This window comes from Ruegeria sp. YTSA075, from assembly GCF_059610245.1.
The window spans coordinates 248,160-263,272 of record NZ_JBXWNG010000005.1; the positions used below are offsets into that span (position 1 = coordinate 248,160).

The 15,113-nt window shown below is 57.2% G+C and carries 15 protein-coding genes; 5 read left to right on the forward strand and 10 right to left on the reverse strand.

Annotated features, from left to right (window positions below; translation table 11 throughout):
* Positions 1 to 32: 32 nt before the first annotated feature.
* Positions 33 to 2,078 (reverse strand): acetyl-CoA carboxylase biotin carboxylase subunit, encoded by a 2,046-nt coding sequence (locus tag AC2FGE_RS12215; RefSeq protein ID WP_496819485.1) that lies wholly within the window; start codon positions 2,076 to 2,078, stop codon positions 33 to 35.
* A gap of 116 nt (positions 2,079 to 2,194) precedes the next feature.
* Entirely contained in the window at positions 2,195 to 2,398 is a 204-nt protein-coding gene (locus AC2FGE_RS12220) for a hypothetical protein (RefSeq protein WP_496819486.1), read from the reverse strand.
* Positions 2,399 to 3,048: 650 nt separating this feature from the next.
* On the opposite strand from AC2FGE_RS12220, the gene AC2FGE_RS12225 reads away from it, so the two are divergent.
* The gene (locus AC2FGE_RS12225) at positions 3,049 to 4,206 is read left to right on the forward strand and encodes a DcaP family trimeric outer membrane transporter (RefSeq protein WP_496819487.1); all 1,158 of its coding nucleotides are present in this window, start codon (positions 3,049 to 3,051) and stop codon (positions 4,204 to 4,206) included.
* 71 nt (positions 4,207 to 4,277) lie between these two features.
* Here the strand turns inward: AC2FGE_RS12225 and AC2FGE_RS12230 are convergent, their stop codons facing one another.
* From AC2FGE_RS12230 to AC2FGE_RS12245, 4 genes are all read right to left on the reverse strand, one after another.
* Positions 4,278 to 4,628, reverse strand: coding sequence for a hypothetical protein (locus AC2FGE_RS12230; RefSeq protein ID WP_496819488.1), 351 nt, complete (start codon positions 4,626 to 4,628; stop codon positions 4,278 to 4,280).
* The gene (locus AC2FGE_RS12235; protein WP_480547460.1) at positions 4,622 to 4,762 is read right to left on the reverse strand and encodes a hypothetical protein; all 141 of its coding nucleotides are present in this window, start codon (positions 4,760 to 4,762) and stop codon (positions 4,622 to 4,624) included. The genes AC2FGE_RS12230 and AC2FGE_RS12235 overlap by 7 nt, the downstream gene beginning before the upstream one ends.
* A 2-nt stretch (positions 4,763 to 4,764) precedes the next feature.
* Positions 4,765 to 5,250 carry a DUF6497 family protein gene (locus AC2FGE_RS12240; protein ID WP_480547458.1) on the reverse strand — a complete coding sequence of 162 codons (486 nt, stop codon included), beginning with the start codon at positions 5,248 to 5,250 and terminating at the stop codon, positions 4,765 to 4,767.
* Positions 5,251 to 5,361: 111 nt separating this feature from the next.
* Positions 5,362 to 6,894 (reverse strand): acyl-CoA carboxylase subunit beta, encoded by a 1,533-nt coding sequence (locus AC2FGE_RS12245; RefSeq protein WP_496819489.1) that lies wholly within the window; start codon positions 6,892 to 6,894, stop codon positions 5,362 to 5,364.
* Positions 6,895 to 7,077: 183 nt separating this feature from the next.
* Between AC2FGE_RS12245 and AC2FGE_RS12250 the strand changes: the two genes are divergently transcribed.
* Both AC2FGE_RS12250 and AC2FGE_RS12255 read left to right on the forward strand, forming a co-directional pair.
* Complete coding sequence (locus AC2FGE_RS12250; protein ID WP_496819490.1) at positions 7,078 to 8,283, forward strand: multidrug effflux MFS transporter; 1,206 nt, start codon at positions 7,078 to 7,080, stop codon at positions 8,281 to 8,283.
* A gap of 65 nt (positions 8,284 to 8,348) precedes the next feature.
* Positions 8,349 to 9,749 (forward strand): helix-turn-helix domain-containing protein, encoded by a 1,401-nt coding sequence (locus tag AC2FGE_RS12255; protein WP_496819491.1) that lies wholly within the window; start codon positions 8,349 to 8,351, stop codon positions 9,747 to 9,749.
* 73 nt (positions 9,750 to 9,822) lie between these two features.
* Here the strand turns inward: AC2FGE_RS12255 and AC2FGE_RS12260 are convergent, their stop codons facing one another.
* The 4 genes from AC2FGE_RS12260 to AC2FGE_RS12275 all read right to left on the reverse strand — a co-directional run bounded on the left by AC2FGE_RS12260 (position 9,823) and on the right by AC2FGE_RS12275 (position 13,404).
* A complete protein-coding gene (locus AC2FGE_RS12260) occupies positions 9,823 to 10,062 on the reverse strand; it encodes an HP1242/YdcH family protein (protein ID WP_496819492.1) in 240 nt (79 codons plus the stop codon).
* A 113-nt stretch (positions 10,063 to 10,175) separates the two neighbouring features.
* On the reverse strand, positions 10,176 to 11,684 hold the full coding sequence (gene betC / locus AC2FGE_RS12265) for a choline-sulfatase (protein WP_496819493.1): 1,509 nt from the start codon (positions 11,682 to 11,684) through the stop codon (positions 10,176 to 10,178).
* A 171-nt stretch (positions 11,685 to 11,855) separates the two neighbouring features.
* Positions 11,856 to 12,764 (reverse strand): DMT family transporter, encoded by a 909-nt coding sequence (locus AC2FGE_RS12270; RefSeq protein ID WP_496819494.1) that lies wholly within the window; start codon positions 12,762 to 12,764, stop codon positions 11,856 to 11,858.
* A 40-nt stretch (positions 12,765 to 12,804) separates the two neighbouring features.
* On the reverse strand, positions 12,805 to 13,404 hold the full coding sequence (locus AC2FGE_RS12275; RefSeq protein ID WP_496819495.1) for a LysE/ArgO family amino acid transporter: 600 nt from the start codon (positions 13,402 to 13,404) through the stop codon (positions 12,805 to 12,807).
* 86 nt (positions 13,405 to 13,490) lie between these two features.
* Between AC2FGE_RS12275 and AC2FGE_RS12280 the strand changes: the two genes are divergently transcribed.
* Both AC2FGE_RS12280 and AC2FGE_RS12285 read left to right on the forward strand, forming a co-directional pair.
* Positions 13,491 to 14,408 (forward strand): LysR family transcriptional regulator ArgP, encoded by a 918-nt coding sequence (locus tag AC2FGE_RS12280; RefSeq protein ID WP_496819496.1) that lies wholly within the window; start codon positions 13,491 to 13,493, stop codon positions 14,406 to 14,408.
* Positions 14,409 to 14,412: 4 nt separating this feature from the next.
* A complete protein-coding gene (locus AC2FGE_RS12285) occupies positions 14,413 to 15,102 on the forward strand; it encodes a nitroreductase family protein (protein WP_496819497.1) in 690 nt (229 codons plus the stop codon).
* The last annotated feature ends 11 nt before the right edge of the window (positions 15,103 to 15,113 follow it).

The window sequence follows — 15,113 nt, forward strand, 5'->3', positions numbered from 1 at the left end:
GCAAAAGTCTATTTCGCGATGCCCGCTGAACATCACTCGAATTCCATGATCACATCATCCACAGCCAAACTGTCACCTGCGCCCGCGTTGATCTTGGCAACGGTGCCTTTCTTTTCGGCACGCAGGATGTTTTCCATCTTCATCGCCTCGATCGTGCAAAGCGCCTGACCTTCCTGAATCTCCTGCCCGACTTCGACATCGACCTTCACGACCAGGCCCGGCATCGGGCACAGCAGCATTTTCGAGGTATCCGGCGGCAGTTTCTCGGGCATCAGCTTGGCAAGTTCGGCCTGACGTGGTCGGCGTACCAGTACTTTCAGGTCCGCGCCACGGTTGCGCACCCGGAACCCGCCTGTAACCTTGCCCACCTTCAAAACAAGCGGGCTGCCATCAACATCCATCACTGCCAGTTGATCACCCGGCGTCCAGTCCGAGGACACGCGGATGCTTGATCCGTCCTCGAACTTGACCGTCGCGCCTTCTTTGTCGGCATTGACCTGAACAGGCAGTTCATGGCCTTCAAGGGCCACAACCCAGCGCTTGCCAACCTTGCGTTCGTGGTTGTCCATCCGGCCCGATACGCGTGTACGCCTAATTTCGGCCACACGGTGCATCGCAGCGCAGGAGGCCGCGATCCGGCGCAGATCACCTTCAGGTAAGGTGACACCTTCAAACCCATCCGGATACTCTTCGGCGATGAAGGCTGTCGTCATATCACCGCTGATGAATTTGGGGTGATCCATCACCGCCGACAGGAACGGTAGATTGTGGCCGATGCCCTCGACTTCGAAGCTGTCCAGCGCAACACGCATCGCCTCAATTGCGGCCTCGCGAGTCGGGGCCCAGGTGCACAGCTTGGCGATCATCGGATCGTAATACATGCTGATCTCGCCCCCCTCGTAGACACCGGTGTCGTTGCGTACAGCGGCCTCACCTTCCGGCGCGTCACCCTGCCATTTGCCGTTGACCAGCATCGGGCCAGCCGCGATTTCCTGCGGCGGGCGATAGCGGGTCAGACGCCCGATTGAGGGCAAGAAGTTGCGATACGGATCTTCCGCATACAGACGGTTTTCAATGGCCCATCCGGTCAGCGTCACGTCGTCCTGCGTGATCGACAAGGGCTCACCATTGGCCACGCGGATCATCTGCTCAACCAGATCGACGCCAGTGATCAACTCGGTGACCGGGTGTTCCACCTGCAGGCGGGTGTTCATTTCGAGGAAGTAGAAGTTCTTCTGACCGTCGACGATAAACTCCACCGTGCCCGCGCTGGAATAGCCCACGGCTTTTGCTAAAGCGACGGCCTGTTCCCCCATTGCCTTGCGCGTCGCTTCATCCAGGAAGGGCGACGGCGCTTCCTCTACCACTTTCTGGTTCCGACGCTGGATCGAGCACTCGCGCTCGCCCAGATAGATGCCGTTGCCGTGGTTGTCGCACAGAACCTGAATCTCGATATGGCGCGGCTGTGTCACAAATTTCTCGATGAAAATCCGGTCATCGCCAAACGAGTTCGCCGCCTCGTTCTTGGAAGACTGGAAACCTTCACGCGCCTCCTCGTCATTCCAGGCAATCCGCATGCCTTTACCGCCACCACCGGCGCTGGCCTTAATCATCACGGGATAACCGATCTGGTTCGAAATCTTGACCGCCTCTTCCGCGTCCTCAATCAGGCCCATATAGCCGGGTACGGTTGAAACACCCGCCTCCTGAGCGATCTTTTTTGAGGTGATCTTGTCCCCCATCGCCTCAATCGCGCCTTTCGGCGGGCCAACAAAGGCGACGCCTTCTGCCTCAAGCGCCTCGGCAAACTTGGCGTTTTCAGACAGGAAGCCATAACCGGGATGAACCGCCTGCGCGCCGCTTTGGCGGATGGCGTCCATGACCTTGTCGATCACGATGTAAGACTGGTTCGCAGGCGGCGGGCCAATATGCACCGCCTCATCCGCCATCGAGACATGCAGCGCGTTCCTGTCCGCGTCCGAGTAAATGGCAACGGTGCCGATACCCATCTTACGGGCGGTCTTGATGACCCGGCAGGCGATTTCGCCCCGGTTGGCGATCAGGATCTTATTGAACATACGATGTCCTTTGATTTGGTGTTCTGGAAACGCAAAACGCCGCCGCAGGGAATGATCCCCGCAACGGCGTGATACGCGATGACGGATGGGACGAAGCACGCCCCAAGGAATTAGCGTTAGTTACAGTTGTTTTGTGTTTTGCAGTAAAGGACGTTGCCCGCCGCACCAACGGCCGCGCCAAACAGCGGGTCCGCGCTGAGGACGGCCGCCCCGACCGCGCCGGCTCCGCCACCCAGCAATGCCTGTTCGCCGGTCGTGTCACCACAGGCCGACAGGCCCGCGCAGGTTGCTGCAACCAGAATGAAACGTGAGATTTGCATGTTGTCTGCCCTCTTGCTCGATTTGATATCCTTGAGGTCAGATGCTGGGTTTGGGCCCTGTTATTCAATATCAAACACAGCAAATCCACATTTTGCGCAGATTTATGCCGCTTGATACCTGCAGGATGCACAAAGAAAAACGCGGACAGGACATTGTGGGAAACACAAGCCTGCCCGCGGAAGGAAGGGGTACGGAATAGTAGGTGCATGTGCGGCGCAGGCAAAGTAGAGCCGCACGGCCCGATCAGCTTGCACTCCACAATGCATGCGGCAAACAAAGTATTGTTTCCGGCGTAGATTCCGGCTGGAATCTGCCCATACGGCGTATTTCCGCGCAAAATTGCGCCGATCTCTTTTTCCGGCGTTCCGGGCATGCAGCAAATAGCATCTGTCACAATATCGTTACATTCCCCGATCCAAACCGATCTTTTTGCGGACGCAGCATCACATGTTGATGCGATCACTCTGCGTGAAAACATGTTCACATTCATGCGCTTGGCAGAGCCGCTCACCCTGCCGTGAATTGATTGGCCCCAAGACGCACATTCCCTTGAGAAATTTAGGCTTTTTCGTCCCAATCTCGTGATTTCCGAAGCTGTCAATCGCGTGGAACGCTGCGATTGCATTTTTGCACACAAGGAAACACCCACATGACCATAATACGGAAAAAGGCAATCCTGCTCGCTGCCTCTGCTCTCTGTGCAACCGGTACGATTGTTTTGGCTGAGGATGCCCAAACGCAGGCCGAACTGGACGCGCTGCGCGCCAGGGTAGAAGCGCTTGAGGCCAATCGCGCGGGACCTGCCAATGGCGATTTCAGAATCGGAAACACCACTCTGGATGTCTACGGCTATGTCAAAGCCGATTTCTTCTACGATTTCGAATTCGATCAGGGGGATACGGCATTTGTAAACGATATTGGAGAGCCGTCGGCTGCAACCGACGGAACCTTTGGTGCGACAGTCCGTCAGTCGCGGATCGGATTGCGCACAAGTACCCCAAGCGGCATCGGTGAAATCGGCGGACAGTTGGAACTGGACCTTTTCGCCTCGAACGGTACCGCTGAACTGCGCCTGCGTCATGCCAATATCACCATTGGTGACAACTGGTTGATCGGCCAGACCTGGACGAACTTCATGCCGCTGGATACCTATCCGACCTCGGTTGAGTTCAACGGCCCCGTTGGTATCGCCTTTGCCCGTGTGCCGCAGGTTCGTTACACTGCCAATCTGGGCACGAACACCGTGTTCAGCACCTCGATCGAAGAAAATGTCGGCGGATCGAACTCGGATGATCCGGTTCTTACGGCTGCAGCCGAGTATAACAACGGCACATATATAGCGCGTGCCGCGGCGCTCTATGGCAACGCACAAACAAGCGACGGTACGACCGAGGCCGATCAGTGGGGCGTGACCCTGTCTGGCTCGATCCGGCCTTGGGCGGGCGGCCTGTTTCAGGTCAACTATGTCCACGGTCAGGCCCTTGGCCCATACCTGATTGGCCTGGGCGATGCGATTGTCGGGGGTGAAGCCAACGATGTCGATGGCTACACGGTCGAATTCCGCCAGGACCTGAGTGACAAGTGGAACGTCGGCATCGCCTACGGACGCGAGGAATATGATCTGGCCACGTCGACCGGAACGCTGGCGTTCACCGAGTTGGAGACCATCCATGTCAACGCCTTCTACAAGGCGACCGACAATCTGACGCTGAGCGCCGAATACATCTATGGCGAGCGGAACGACGTGAATTCCGGTCAGAACTTCGACGGCAATCGGATTCAGCTTGCCGCCCAGTTGAACTTCTGATGCGCCTATCGGACCCAGCCCGACACTGGGCGGGGTCTCTCTTGCTAAAGGCGGCATGAAGTTCAACATGATCAACCCGCGCCGAACAAATCGGGAAACGACGCGCGCGCGGCGTCCAGATCAATTACCAGCAACGCATCATAGCTTTCCGGGTCGAACGGATCTTCTGCCGGAATGACTTCGCGCCCAAACAGCCAACTCAGCCGACCCGCATCCAGATTGCCGCGCTCAAACGGCTGATCGCCAAAAGCCTGCCATAGCGCCTCTAGAAACCCCGCATCGGCCCTGCGGTCGGCGGGTTTGCGATCCCGAAACCGTTCACGGCGGGTGATCGGGGTTACACCTTTTGGGTTGGCCCGGCGAATGGTGAACTGAAAATCGGTACCAGCCAGACGCCCGGGAAATCCGCGATGTTTCAGCATGTCGGCACCTCTGACATGACGTCGTGTTTGAAACCGGGAAATTCACATCCGTTTCGGGATGAGGTCATAGTGCGCACCTCCAAAGCCGCATCATTGGTCTGAGACGCTGTGAGCGCATGAAATTCGGTGATCATGGTCAAAGCCCCTCCCAGATACACCCGGACGGTTCCAACCGATAGGCTTCAAAGAACTGTGTGGCATCCGGCGCACTGTCGCCGAATTCGATAGGCCGGTCCGCCAGCGAGATGATCACAAGCGCCGGGTCCAATTCATGCTGGGCGACATAAGCAATGGCCAGGGTCTGGCACAAATGCGTCATGTCTTTTGAGGCCACATCATAGCCGATCCGACCCACGGTTGCTCCGATCTTTGGGGCAATGAACCGAAACCGAACCCAAAGCTCACCCGGATTATTGTCCAACAGAACATTGTTCAGATGCACGGGCTGGCCAGATGGAACAGGCAGCGGAATGTCCGATTGTGGGAAAGCCGGGGTCGCAAACAGGCTGGCCAGCAAAACTTTGGCGCGGCCCCGGACCCGCCAACGGCAAGCTCCTCCTTCCGGGGTCGCGCGCGCAGTGCTTGTGGCCTGCGCAGTTCTATGATTGCTGGGGAGGATCATTCAACTATTTAGCAGATTTTGTCAAACCTGCCTTATTTGGCGGCAGATTCTAAACCATCCTTATGTTCAGCGTGGTCCAAGGCGCAGGGCGGGTTCTCCGCCCTGAGTACCTTACAACGGGATATTGTCGTGTTTTTTCCAGGGGTTCTTCAGCTGCTTGCCCCGCAAGCTGGCAAAAGCACGCGAGACACGGCGGCGGGTTGAATGGGGCATGATCACCTCATCCACAAAGCCACGTTCAGCCGCCACAAATGGATTCGCAAAGCGATCTTCATAGTCGGCCACGTGTTGCGCAGTTTTCTCGGCATCTTTCAGATCAGCACGGTGGATGATCTCGGTCGCGCCTTTCGCACCCATCACCGCGATCTCGGCCGTGGGCCAGGCATAGTTGAAATCGCCGCGCAGATGCTTGGACGCCATAACAACATAAGCACCGCCATAGGCCTTGCGGGTGATAACCGTGACCTTCGGCACGGTCGCTTCGCCATAGGCATACAGCAGCTTGGCACCATGCTTGATCACACCGCTATATTCCTGCTGCGTTCCCGGCAGGAAGCCCGGCACGTCAACCAGCGTCAGGATCGGGATCTCGAAACAGTCACAGAAGCGAACGAACCGCGCCGCTTTGCGCGAACTATCGATGTCCAAACACCCTGCCAGAACCATCGGCTGGTTCGCCACAACGCCAACTGTCTGCCCTTCAAGCCGGATGAAACCGGTGATGATGTTCTTGGCAAAGTCTTCCTGGATCTCGTAGAAATCGCCTTCGTCTGCGATCTTCGTGATCAGTTCCTTCATGTCATACGGTGTGTTCGGATTGTCCGGCACCAGCGTATCCAGGGATTTCTCCACGCGATCCGGATCATCAAAGAACGGACGGACCGGAGGTTTCTCGCGGTTATTCAGCGGCAGGAAGTCGACAAGGCGGCGCACCTCGGCCAGTGCTTCGACATCGTTTTCGAACGCGCCATCCGCAACGGATGACTTTTTGGTGTGGGTCGACGCACCACCAAGCTCTTCGGCCGTGACCACTTCGTTTGTGACGGTCTTGACCACGTCGGGACCGGTCACGAACATATAGGACGAGTCCTTGACCATGAAGATAAAGTCCGTCATCGCCGGGCTGTACACCGCGCCACCCGCGCAGGGGCCCATGATCACGCTGATCTGCGGCACCACGCCCGAGGCGGTGATGTTGCGCTGGAACACCTCGGCATATCCCGCAAGCGAAGCCACACCTTCCTGGATACGCGCCCCGCCCGAGTCGTTGATGCCGATGATAGGCGCTCCGTTCTGAACTGCCATATCCATGACCTTGCAGATCTTCTGCGCATGTGTTTCCGAAAGCGAGCCACCAAAGACCGTGAAATCCTGGCTGAAGACATAGACCATACGTCCATTGATCGTGCCCCATCCGGTCACCACACCATCCCCGGCAGGTTGTTGTTTTTCCATGCCGAAATCGGTGCAGCGATGACTGACAAACATGTCAAATTCTTCAAAACTGCCTTCGTCCAACAGCAACTCGATCCGCTCGCGCGCGGTTAGTTTACCGCGACCGTGCTGGGCATCAATTCGCTTTTGCCCGCCGCCCAAACGCGCCGCCTCACGACGATTTTCAAGCTCGGAAAGGATGTCTTTCATGGCGCATATCCCCTATAAAATTCAAGCGGACACTACCCGCTGCCAAGCGTCGGCTAAAGTTCTTTCCCGCAAATTTGCAAATATTTGAAAACCATAATTTGATAAATTGTAAAATTGCTAATTTTCCAGACTAACCCAATACTGATCTGGCATTCCCGAAAACCGCTACTATACATGTGAACTATGCAGTTCAGATCGACTGCGGTTCGCCGCACACCACCTACAATCAGCACCCTTGTTTTGCTGTCCGGCCTTGCGGCACTGAGCATGAATTTGTTTTTGCCTAGCCTACCCAACATGGCGCTGTATTTCGCAACGGACTACAAGGTCATGCAATTGTCGATTGCGCTGTATCTGCTGGTCAATGCGGTGCTGCAGATTCTGATCGGCCCCATCGCGGACAAAGCCGGGCGCAGGCCGGTGCTGCTGTGGGGGTTGTCGCTGTTTCTGCTGGCAACGCTAGGATGCATCTACGCCCCCACCGCCGAAGTTTTTCTGATCTTCCGCATGTGCCAGGCGGCGATCGTTGTCGGTATGGTTCTTAGCCGCGCGGCGGTCCGGGACATGTATGACCAGGATCAAGCCGCATCCATGATTGGCTATGTCACCATGGGGATGGCAGTGGTCCCGATGATTGGCCCCGCGATCGGCGGCATCCTAGAAGAAAGTTTTGGCTGGAAAGCCAATTTCTGGCTGCCATTCGCGCTAGGCGCGCTGGTACTCGTCCTAACCTATTGGGACTTCGGTGAAACCTCTGCAAAAAGCGGCAAAACCCTGATCCAGCAGTTCAGGGAATATCCCGAACTTCTGAAATCCCCACGCTTTTGGGGCTATTCACTGTCATCTGCCTTCTCGTCCGGCGCGTTCTTCGCCTATCTGGGCGGCGCACCCTTCATTGGAACCGAGCTATTCGGGCTCAGCGCAGCCGAGGTCGGGTTCTACTTTGGCGCGCCAGCCGTCGGATATTTTCTCGGAAACTTCCTGAGCGGGCGCTATTCCACACGCTTTGGGATCAACCGTATGGTTCTTTGGGGTAGCGTCCTAAACGCCGCAGGCGTGGCGATCTCGGCTGCGCTGTTCCTGATCGGGGCAGGCGGTGCGCTCAGCTTTTTCGGTTTCATGACCTTTGTGGGCATCGGCAATGGCATGACCATCCCCAACGCGACATCCGGTGCGCTATCGGTCCGCCCGCATCTGGCCGCCACCGCAGCAGGCCTAAGCGGGGCCATAATGTTGGGCGGCGGCGCAGGGCTCAGCGCATTGGCCGGAGCCCTACTGACAGTCGAGACCGGCGCCATGCCACTGCTCTGGCTGATGCTGACCACTGCAGTTCTGGCAATTGGTTCGATCCACTCTGTGATCCGGCGCGAACGGCAATTGGGCCTGTAAGCCCGCTTGCCTTCCAGAGTTTGCAAAGTTAGCCTCCTCAATAGGTAAACTTGCAAAGGCACGCCATGGCCACCCAAAAACTCTACGCGGGCGCAAAACTGCGCGAGATGCGCACCCGTTTATCCCTCACTCAAAAAGAATTTGCCGCAAAGCTTGGCGTTTCGCTGCCTTACCTCAATCAGATGGAGAACAACAACCGTCCGATCTCGACCACGGTCGTACTGGCATTGGCGCAGGAGTTCGGAATGGATGTCACCGAGCTCAGCACAGGTGACAGCGAACGTCTGGTCTCTGATATGCGCGAAGCGCTCGCCGATCCGGTTTTTGCGGATACCATTCCACCCTTGGCCGATTTGCGATTGACCGCATCGAACGCCCCCGCCCTGGCGCGCGCCTTTATTGAACTTCACCGCACCTACCGCCAAACCCATGAACGCCTCGCCTCATTGGATGAGGCATTGGGACGCGAAGATTCACGCACACAAGCCAGCCCTTGGGAGGAGGTGCGAGACTTCTTTCACTATTGCGATAACTACATCGATGCCGTCGACCGCGCCGCCGAACTGTTTGCAAATCGGGCCGAAACGCCGGGGGGCATCCGTGAGGCCGCACTGAACGGTCTGGCCGAACGTGGCATTCAAGTTGTGTTCTCAGACATCGAAACCCTGCGCGCCTATGATTCTGAAAGCAAAACTTTGCGCCTGTCATCCCGCGCGGCGCCGCAAACTCAGGTCTTCCAGTTGTTGCTGCAGGTCGCCCTTATCAGCCAGGACAAACTGTTGGAAGCCACACTGGACTTCGCCAAGTTCCAGAGCGATGAGGCGCGATCCATCGCCAAGATCGGATTGGCCAACTACTTCGCCGGTGCGTCGCTGATGCCCTACGCCAGTTTTTTGGCTGCGGCACAGGAAACCCGCCATGATCTAGAGTTGCTCAGTACCCGTTTCGGCGCATCAATCGAACAGATCGCGCACCGCCTCTCCACGCTGCAACGACCGGGTGCCAAGGGCATCCCGTTCTTCTTCGTCCGCGTCGATCAAGCCGGAACCATCACCAAACGCCATTCCGCAACACGTTTGCAATTCGCCCGGTTCGGAGGCGCCTGCCCGCTTTGGAACGTGCACCGCGCATTCGAAACACCCGGGCACTTCCTGCTGCAACTTGCGGAAACACCGGACGGGGTCAAATACATCTCGCTGGCACGCGATATCTCGAAATCAGGCGGTTCCTACGGCGCGCCCGTCCGCCGCTATGCCATCGCCCTAGGATGCGAGGTACGCCACGCACAAGCCCTTGTCTATGCGGACAATCTCGACATCAACAACGCCAGCGCCTACGAACCTATCGGTATTTCCTGCCGGATTTGCGAACGGCAAACCTGCCACCAACGTTCGGTCCCTCCGTTGGAACGCCGCCTGAGCATCGACACCCATACGCGCGGCACCCTGCCCTACAAAGTGACCTGATCTTCACCTGGCTGTAAATATCTCGGGGGAGTCGCGGCCTGCCGTGACGGGGGCAGAGCCCCCGCTCAAACCCTCAGGTCTTCGACAGCATCCCCCAGATTTCATCTTTCAGCGCCGCGCGTTTCTTGCGCATCTCACCTTCGACCAGTTCTTCCACGGGTTCGATGTTTGTCTCGGCCCGGTGCACCCGCCGGTTGATTTCATGGTATTCATCGGCCAGTCGCGCGAAATGCGCGTCCGATTGCTTGAGCTGGCTCATCAGTTCAACCTTGTCCGGAAACTCTTCGGCCAGTTCGTGCGGGGTGTGAGACATGCTGTTCGCTCCTAAAACATGATTGTGTGGGGTCTGTCTAGCAACCCACAACCGCCGCTACTTTGACGCGGATCAAACTAATCAGGTTCATCCCACCAACCCCAAGCGCAAGACTATTCACCGCGTGGGAAGCGCTGTTTTTCTTCGACATCATTCAAATCCATGTGATTGCGCATATAGCGTTCCGAGGCTTTTTGCAGTGGCTGATAATCCCAAGGGTAGTAGCCGCCCTGCCGCAACGCCTCATAAACCACCCAACGGCGCGCCTGACTGGCCCGCACATCTGCATCGAACTGATCCAGATCCCACCGCGCCTGCGATTTCACGCGCAGGCTTTCCAGCGTGCCCGCATGGTCTGGATTATCGGCCAGATTGGTCAGTTCTTGCGGGTCCCTCTCAATATCAAACAGCTGATCAGGATCAAGGGCACACCGGTTATACTTCCACTTGCCATATCGAAGGGACACAAGCGGCGCATAAGACGCTTCGGCCGCGTATTCCATCGCCACGGGCGCCCTCCGTTCAGCCCCTTTTGCCAATGGGCATAGGTCCTCACCATCCGTCCACGGGGCGATCTCGGCCATATCAACACCCGCGAGTGCGCCGAGAGTCGGGGTCACGTCAATTGTGGACACAGGCGTTTCGATCAGGCCCGCAGGCAAATCAGGGGCGGAGATCATCAATGGCACACGCGACGAGCCCTCAAAGAACGTCATCTTGAACCACAACCCGCGTTCACCCAGCATGTCGCCGTGATCCGAGACAAACAGAATGATTGCCTCCTGCCGGGTGGTTTCAAGCACCTCAAAGATCTCACCAATCTTGTCGTCCAGATACGAGATATTGGCAAAATAGGCTCGGCGGGATTTGCGTATGTCGTCTTCGGAGATATCAAAGCTGCGCCAGTCATTGGCATCGAAAATCCGTTGCGAATGCGGGTCCTGGTTGTCATAGCCAAGGTCCGCGACATCAGGCAACAGATGCTCGCAATCCTCATACAGGTCCCAATACTTGCGGCGTGCAACATAAGGGTCGTGTGGATGCGTAAAGCTGACGGTCAGGCACCACGGGCGGTCATCCTGACCTCGGGCCAGATCGTAAATCTTGGTCTTGGCGTGGTAAGCGACTTCGTCATCATATTCCATCTGGTTGGAAATCTCGGCCACACCGGCGCCGGTGACTGAACCCATATTGTGATACCACCAATCAATCCGCTCACCGGGTTTGCGATAGTCCGGGGTCCAACCGAAATCGGCGGGATAAATGTCGGTTGTCAGCCGGTCTTCAAACCCGTGCAGTTGATCCGGTCCGACAAAGTGCATTTTACCGGACAGGCAGGTGTAGTATCCGGCACGGCGCAGATGATGCGCATAGGTCGGGATATCGCTGCGAAACTCGGCTGCGTTGTCATAAACTCCGGTACGCGAGGGCAATTGACCCGACATAAAACTCGCCCGGCCCGGCGCGCATAGGGGCGACGCGGTATAGGCATTTGCAAAGCGCGTCGAGCGCGCTGCCAGCTTCTTCAGATTGGGCGCATGCAGCCAGTCTGCAGGGCCATCGGGAAAGAGGGTTCCATTCAGCTGATCCACCATAAGGATCAGAATATTCGGCTTGGTCATTTGTCGGGTCCCAATCAAAAAGTAACGGCCAAAGAGTTGGCTTTCAGGACCTCGCACGATGGCCGATGATCTCATCGCACGGGAAAGATCCTCACCCTGCTCTGGCGCAGCCTGCAAACGCTAGGGCGCAGACGTTGACTCGTCAATCAACAAACATTCCGCGATACAAAATCACAGCTTTGTCGCGATGGTGGGTGGTGTCAGTTCGCGCCGGTTCAGCACGGCCTCGCGCCAGGAAATAAAGCTGACCGCCGCCAGGATCAGTGTACCACCAGCCACCACCCAGATATCAATGGGCTCGTTGAAGACCAGCGCCCCCAACACGGTGGCCCAGATCAATTGCAGGAAGGTGACCGGCTGCGTAACCGCCACCGGTGCGGCCTGCAATGCCAGCGTCATGAAATAATGCCCGGCTGTAGCGAAGCTGGCCACAAGGAAAAGGACACCAATATCGCGCAGGCTGGGTGGGCTCCAGACCGCGATGGCGAACGGTATCAACACAAGTGTGACCCAGATCGACAGATGTGCCACAACGACCGAAGGTGGGATATCGCGCACCAGCAGCTTGGCAAGCAGATAAGACCCACCGAGGGTCAGCGCGGTGCCAAGCATGGCAACATGACCAGGCGACACGTCTCGGAACCCCGGTCGCAAGATGATCAGAACCCCGATAAGCGCGACCAGAATGGCGGCAATCCGGCGAAAGGCCAGCTTCTCACCCAGAAACAACGCCGCGCCCAGCGTGACATAAACCGGGGTCATGTAGTTCATCGCCGTCACCTCGGCCAATGGGATCTGCGTCATCGCGTAGAACCACAGCATGACCGCGCCGCCATGGATCACGCCGCGCAGTCCAAACAACGCAAGATCACGCTTGCTGAGATGGGTCGCCAGGATCGACTTCAATGCAGGCAGCAGGAAAACAAGGCCCAGAACATAGCGCAGGAATGCCGCCTGTATCGGGTCCATGGTCGTGCCCAAAGACTTGACCAGAGCTGTCATGACAACAAAGCTCAACCCGGCGGCAAACATCCAGAACATGCCAGCGATCGGGCGCGAGGAAACAGCTTGGGAATTCATGCGCTAGGTTGAACACCGAAACATCAGGACGGGCAACCCTTCACATGATAACAAGTTTCAAAGCAATACCCAGCATGACGATGCCAATGATCACATCCAACACCTGCCAGGCCCTTGGCCGCGCGAAGAACGGTGACAAGATCCTAGCCCCGTAGCCAAGAGTGAAGAAGAACACGAAACTGGCCAACATCGCGCCAATCGCAAAGCTCAGCCGGTCCTCATATTGCGCCGAGATTGAACCGATCAGAACAACCGTGTCCAAATAGACATGCGGGTTCAACCAGGTGAAGGCCATAACGGTCAGCATGGCCGCCCGCAGGCTGGTTGCATCGCCGTTCCCAGCCTTGAGGGCCGCGCCCCCCTTCCACGCTGAAATGAAGCTGCGAAAAGCGTACCAGATCAGGAAAGCGGCACCACCATACCGCATCACAGTTTCAAACCACGGCAAGGCCTGCGCCAATGTTCCAAATCCCGCAACCCCGGCGGCAATCAGGATCGCGTCAGACAGCCCACAGGTCAGACACAGCGCAAAGACATGTTCGCGGCACAACCCCTGTCGCAGGATAAAGGCGTTTTGGGCCCCGATGGCTAGGATCAGGCTGAAGCTAAGCGCAAAACCGGCGATAAAGGTTGTGAACATGATGCCTCCTACTGTTCGAGGCGTTGACTATCGTCATCCACATGAACTACCAAATTAATGATGATAAACTCAATTAAGTTTGGCTAATGCTTCTCGACCCTCATCACCTGTCAGCGCTGTCCGCAATTTTGCGCCACGGCAGTTTTGATGCGGCCGCAAGTACATTGGCTGTCACGCCTTCTGCAGTCTCTCAGCGGATCAAAGCGCTGGAGGATCGCGTCGGCGCGACCTTGATCAATCGCGGAAGCCCCTGCACCGCAACACCCGCCGGTTTGCGCATTGCGCAATATGCAGAAGATATCGGTTTGCTCGAAGCGCAGCTCTCGCGTGAGCTATCGCTAGATCAAACCGACGAAACCGCCCGCGTGCGTGTGGCCATTCCGGCGGATATACTGGCGACCCTGTTTATTGACGTTATGGCCACTGCATCCGGCCTGTTGTTTGATCTGGTTATTGATGATCAGGACCATTCGGCTGAATGGCTGCGCCGGGGCGAAGTCAGTGCGGCGATCACCGTGGATGGTCAACCGGTGACGGGCTGTGATGCAACTGAACTTGGAACCCTGAGGTATTTGCCAACGGCCAGCCCGGATTTCATGCGGCGTTGGTTTTTGGAAGGTATAAACAAATCCACCCTCAGCGCCGCCCCCTGCCTTGTTTTCAACCGCAAAGACGGCCTGCAAAAGACGTGGTTTGAGGCTCAGGCGGGTGGTCGCATCACACCTCCAACGCATTTTCTACCATCCTCTCACGGCTTCGTTGACGCCGCCATTGCAGGGGTCGGGTGGGGGATGAACCCGGAACCGTTGGTGCGCAAGCCCATAACCGAAGGGACGTTGCAGCCCCTCATCCCCGGCGCACATCTGGATGTTGCATTGACCTGGCAAGTCGGTCGCGTCCTGTCCCCAGCCCTGGCCCCGCTAACCAAAGCGGTCAAAGCGGCTGCCGCCAAAGTCTTGATCCCCGGCGCGCGCAAGCGGATAAGAGGCAAACCTTCGGAGTAACCTTATGTTTTCACGCGACGCCCTCAGCTATGATCCGATCCCCCTGCCCGACCGGTGCGAGATCAGCGACGATCAGATGCAGCAGGCTGCACTGGCCTTCCACGACAAGATGCGGCAGCGCCATACGGTGCGCGATTTCTCGGCCCGCCCAGTCGAGAAAGCGGTGATCGAAACCTGCCTGCGCACGGCTGGCACGGCCCCATCGGGCGCCAATCATCAGCCGTGGCATTTTGCAGCCATTACAGATGCCGCGCTGAAACAGCAAATCCGCGAAGAGGCCGAAGAAGAGGAACGCCGGTTCTATGAGGGTGGTGCCGGGGACGAATGGATCAAGGCACTGGAACCAATTGGCACCAACGCGGTGAAGGATCACCTGACCATTGCCCCCTGGCTGATCGTAGTTTTCGCCCAGCGCTGGGGCGAGTTCGAGGACGGCACGCGCTACAAGAACTACTACGTCCCCGAAAGCGTGAATATCGCCACCGGGTTCCTGCTAGCGGCGCTGCATCACGCCGGTTTGTCAACGCTGACACACACACCCAATCCGATGAAGTTTCTGAACGCAGCCCTAAAGAGGCCAGCCTCTGAAAAACCCACAATGATCATCGCGGTTGGACACCCTTCAGAAACTGCAACAGTTCCAGCCGTTGCCAAGCTGAAGAAACCTTTGGACGAAATCGCGTCGTTCTTCTGATGCCAAACGAA

Coding starts and splice junctions, on each gene's coding strand:
- AC2FGE_RS12240 (WP_480547458.1), bottom strand. CDS start 5,250: ATGATCCTCCCCAGCAATCATAGAACTGCGCAGGCCACAAGCACTGCG.
- AC2FGE_RS12220 (WP_496819486.1), bottom strand. CDS start 2,398: ATGCAAATCTCACGTTTCATTCTGGTTGCAGCAACCTGCGCGGGCCTG.
- AC2FGE_RS12260 (WP_496819492.1), bottom strand. CDS start 10,062: ATGTCTCACACCCCGCACGAACTGGCCGAAGAGTTTCCGGACAAGGTT.
- AC2FGE_RS12255 (WP_496819491.1), top strand. CDS start 8,349: ATGGCCACCCAAAAACTCTACGCGGGCGCAAAACTGCGCGAGATGCGC.
- AC2FGE_RS12275 (WP_496819495.1), bottom strand. CDS start 13,404: ATGTTCACAACCTTTATCGCCGGTTTTGCGCTTAGCTTCAGCCTGATC.
- AC2FGE_RS12280 (WP_496819496.1), top strand. CDS start 13,491: ATGCTTCTCGACCCTCATCACCTGTCAGCGCTGTCCGCAATTTTGCGC.
- AC2FGE_RS12285 (WP_496819497.1), top strand. CDS start 14,413: ATGTTTTCACGCGACGCCCTCAGCTATGATCCGATCCCCCTGCCCGAC.
- betC (WP_496819493.1), bottom strand. CDS start 11,684: ATGACCAAGCCGAATATTCTGATCCTTATGGTGGATCAGCTGAATGGA.
- AC2FGE_RS12245 (WP_496819489.1), bottom strand. CDS start 6,894: ATGAAAGACATCCTTTCCGAGCTTGAAAATCGTCGTGAGGCGGCGCGT.
- AC2FGE_RS12235 (WP_480547460.1), bottom strand. CDS start 4,762: ATGATCACCGAATTTCATGCGCTCACAGCGTCTCAGACCAATGATGCG.
- AC2FGE_RS12225 (WP_496819487.1), top strand. CDS start 3,049: ATGACCATAATACGGAAAAAGGCAATCCTGCTCGCTGCCTCTGCTCTC.
- AC2FGE_RS12270 (WP_496819494.1), bottom strand. CDS start 12,764: ATGAATTCCCAAGCTGTTTCCTCGCGCCCGATCGCTGGCATGTTCTGG.
- AC2FGE_RS12250 (WP_496819490.1), top strand. CDS start 7,078: ATGCAGTTCAGATCGACTGCGGTTCGCCGCACACCACCTACAATCAGC.
- AC2FGE_RS12215 (WP_496819485.1), bottom strand. CDS start 2,078: ATGTTCAATAAGATCCTGATCGCCAACCGGGGCGAAATCGCCTGCCGG.
- AC2FGE_RS12230 (WP_496819488.1), bottom strand. CDS start 4,628: ATGCTGAAACATCGCGGATTTCCCGGGCGTCTGGCTGGTACCGATTTT.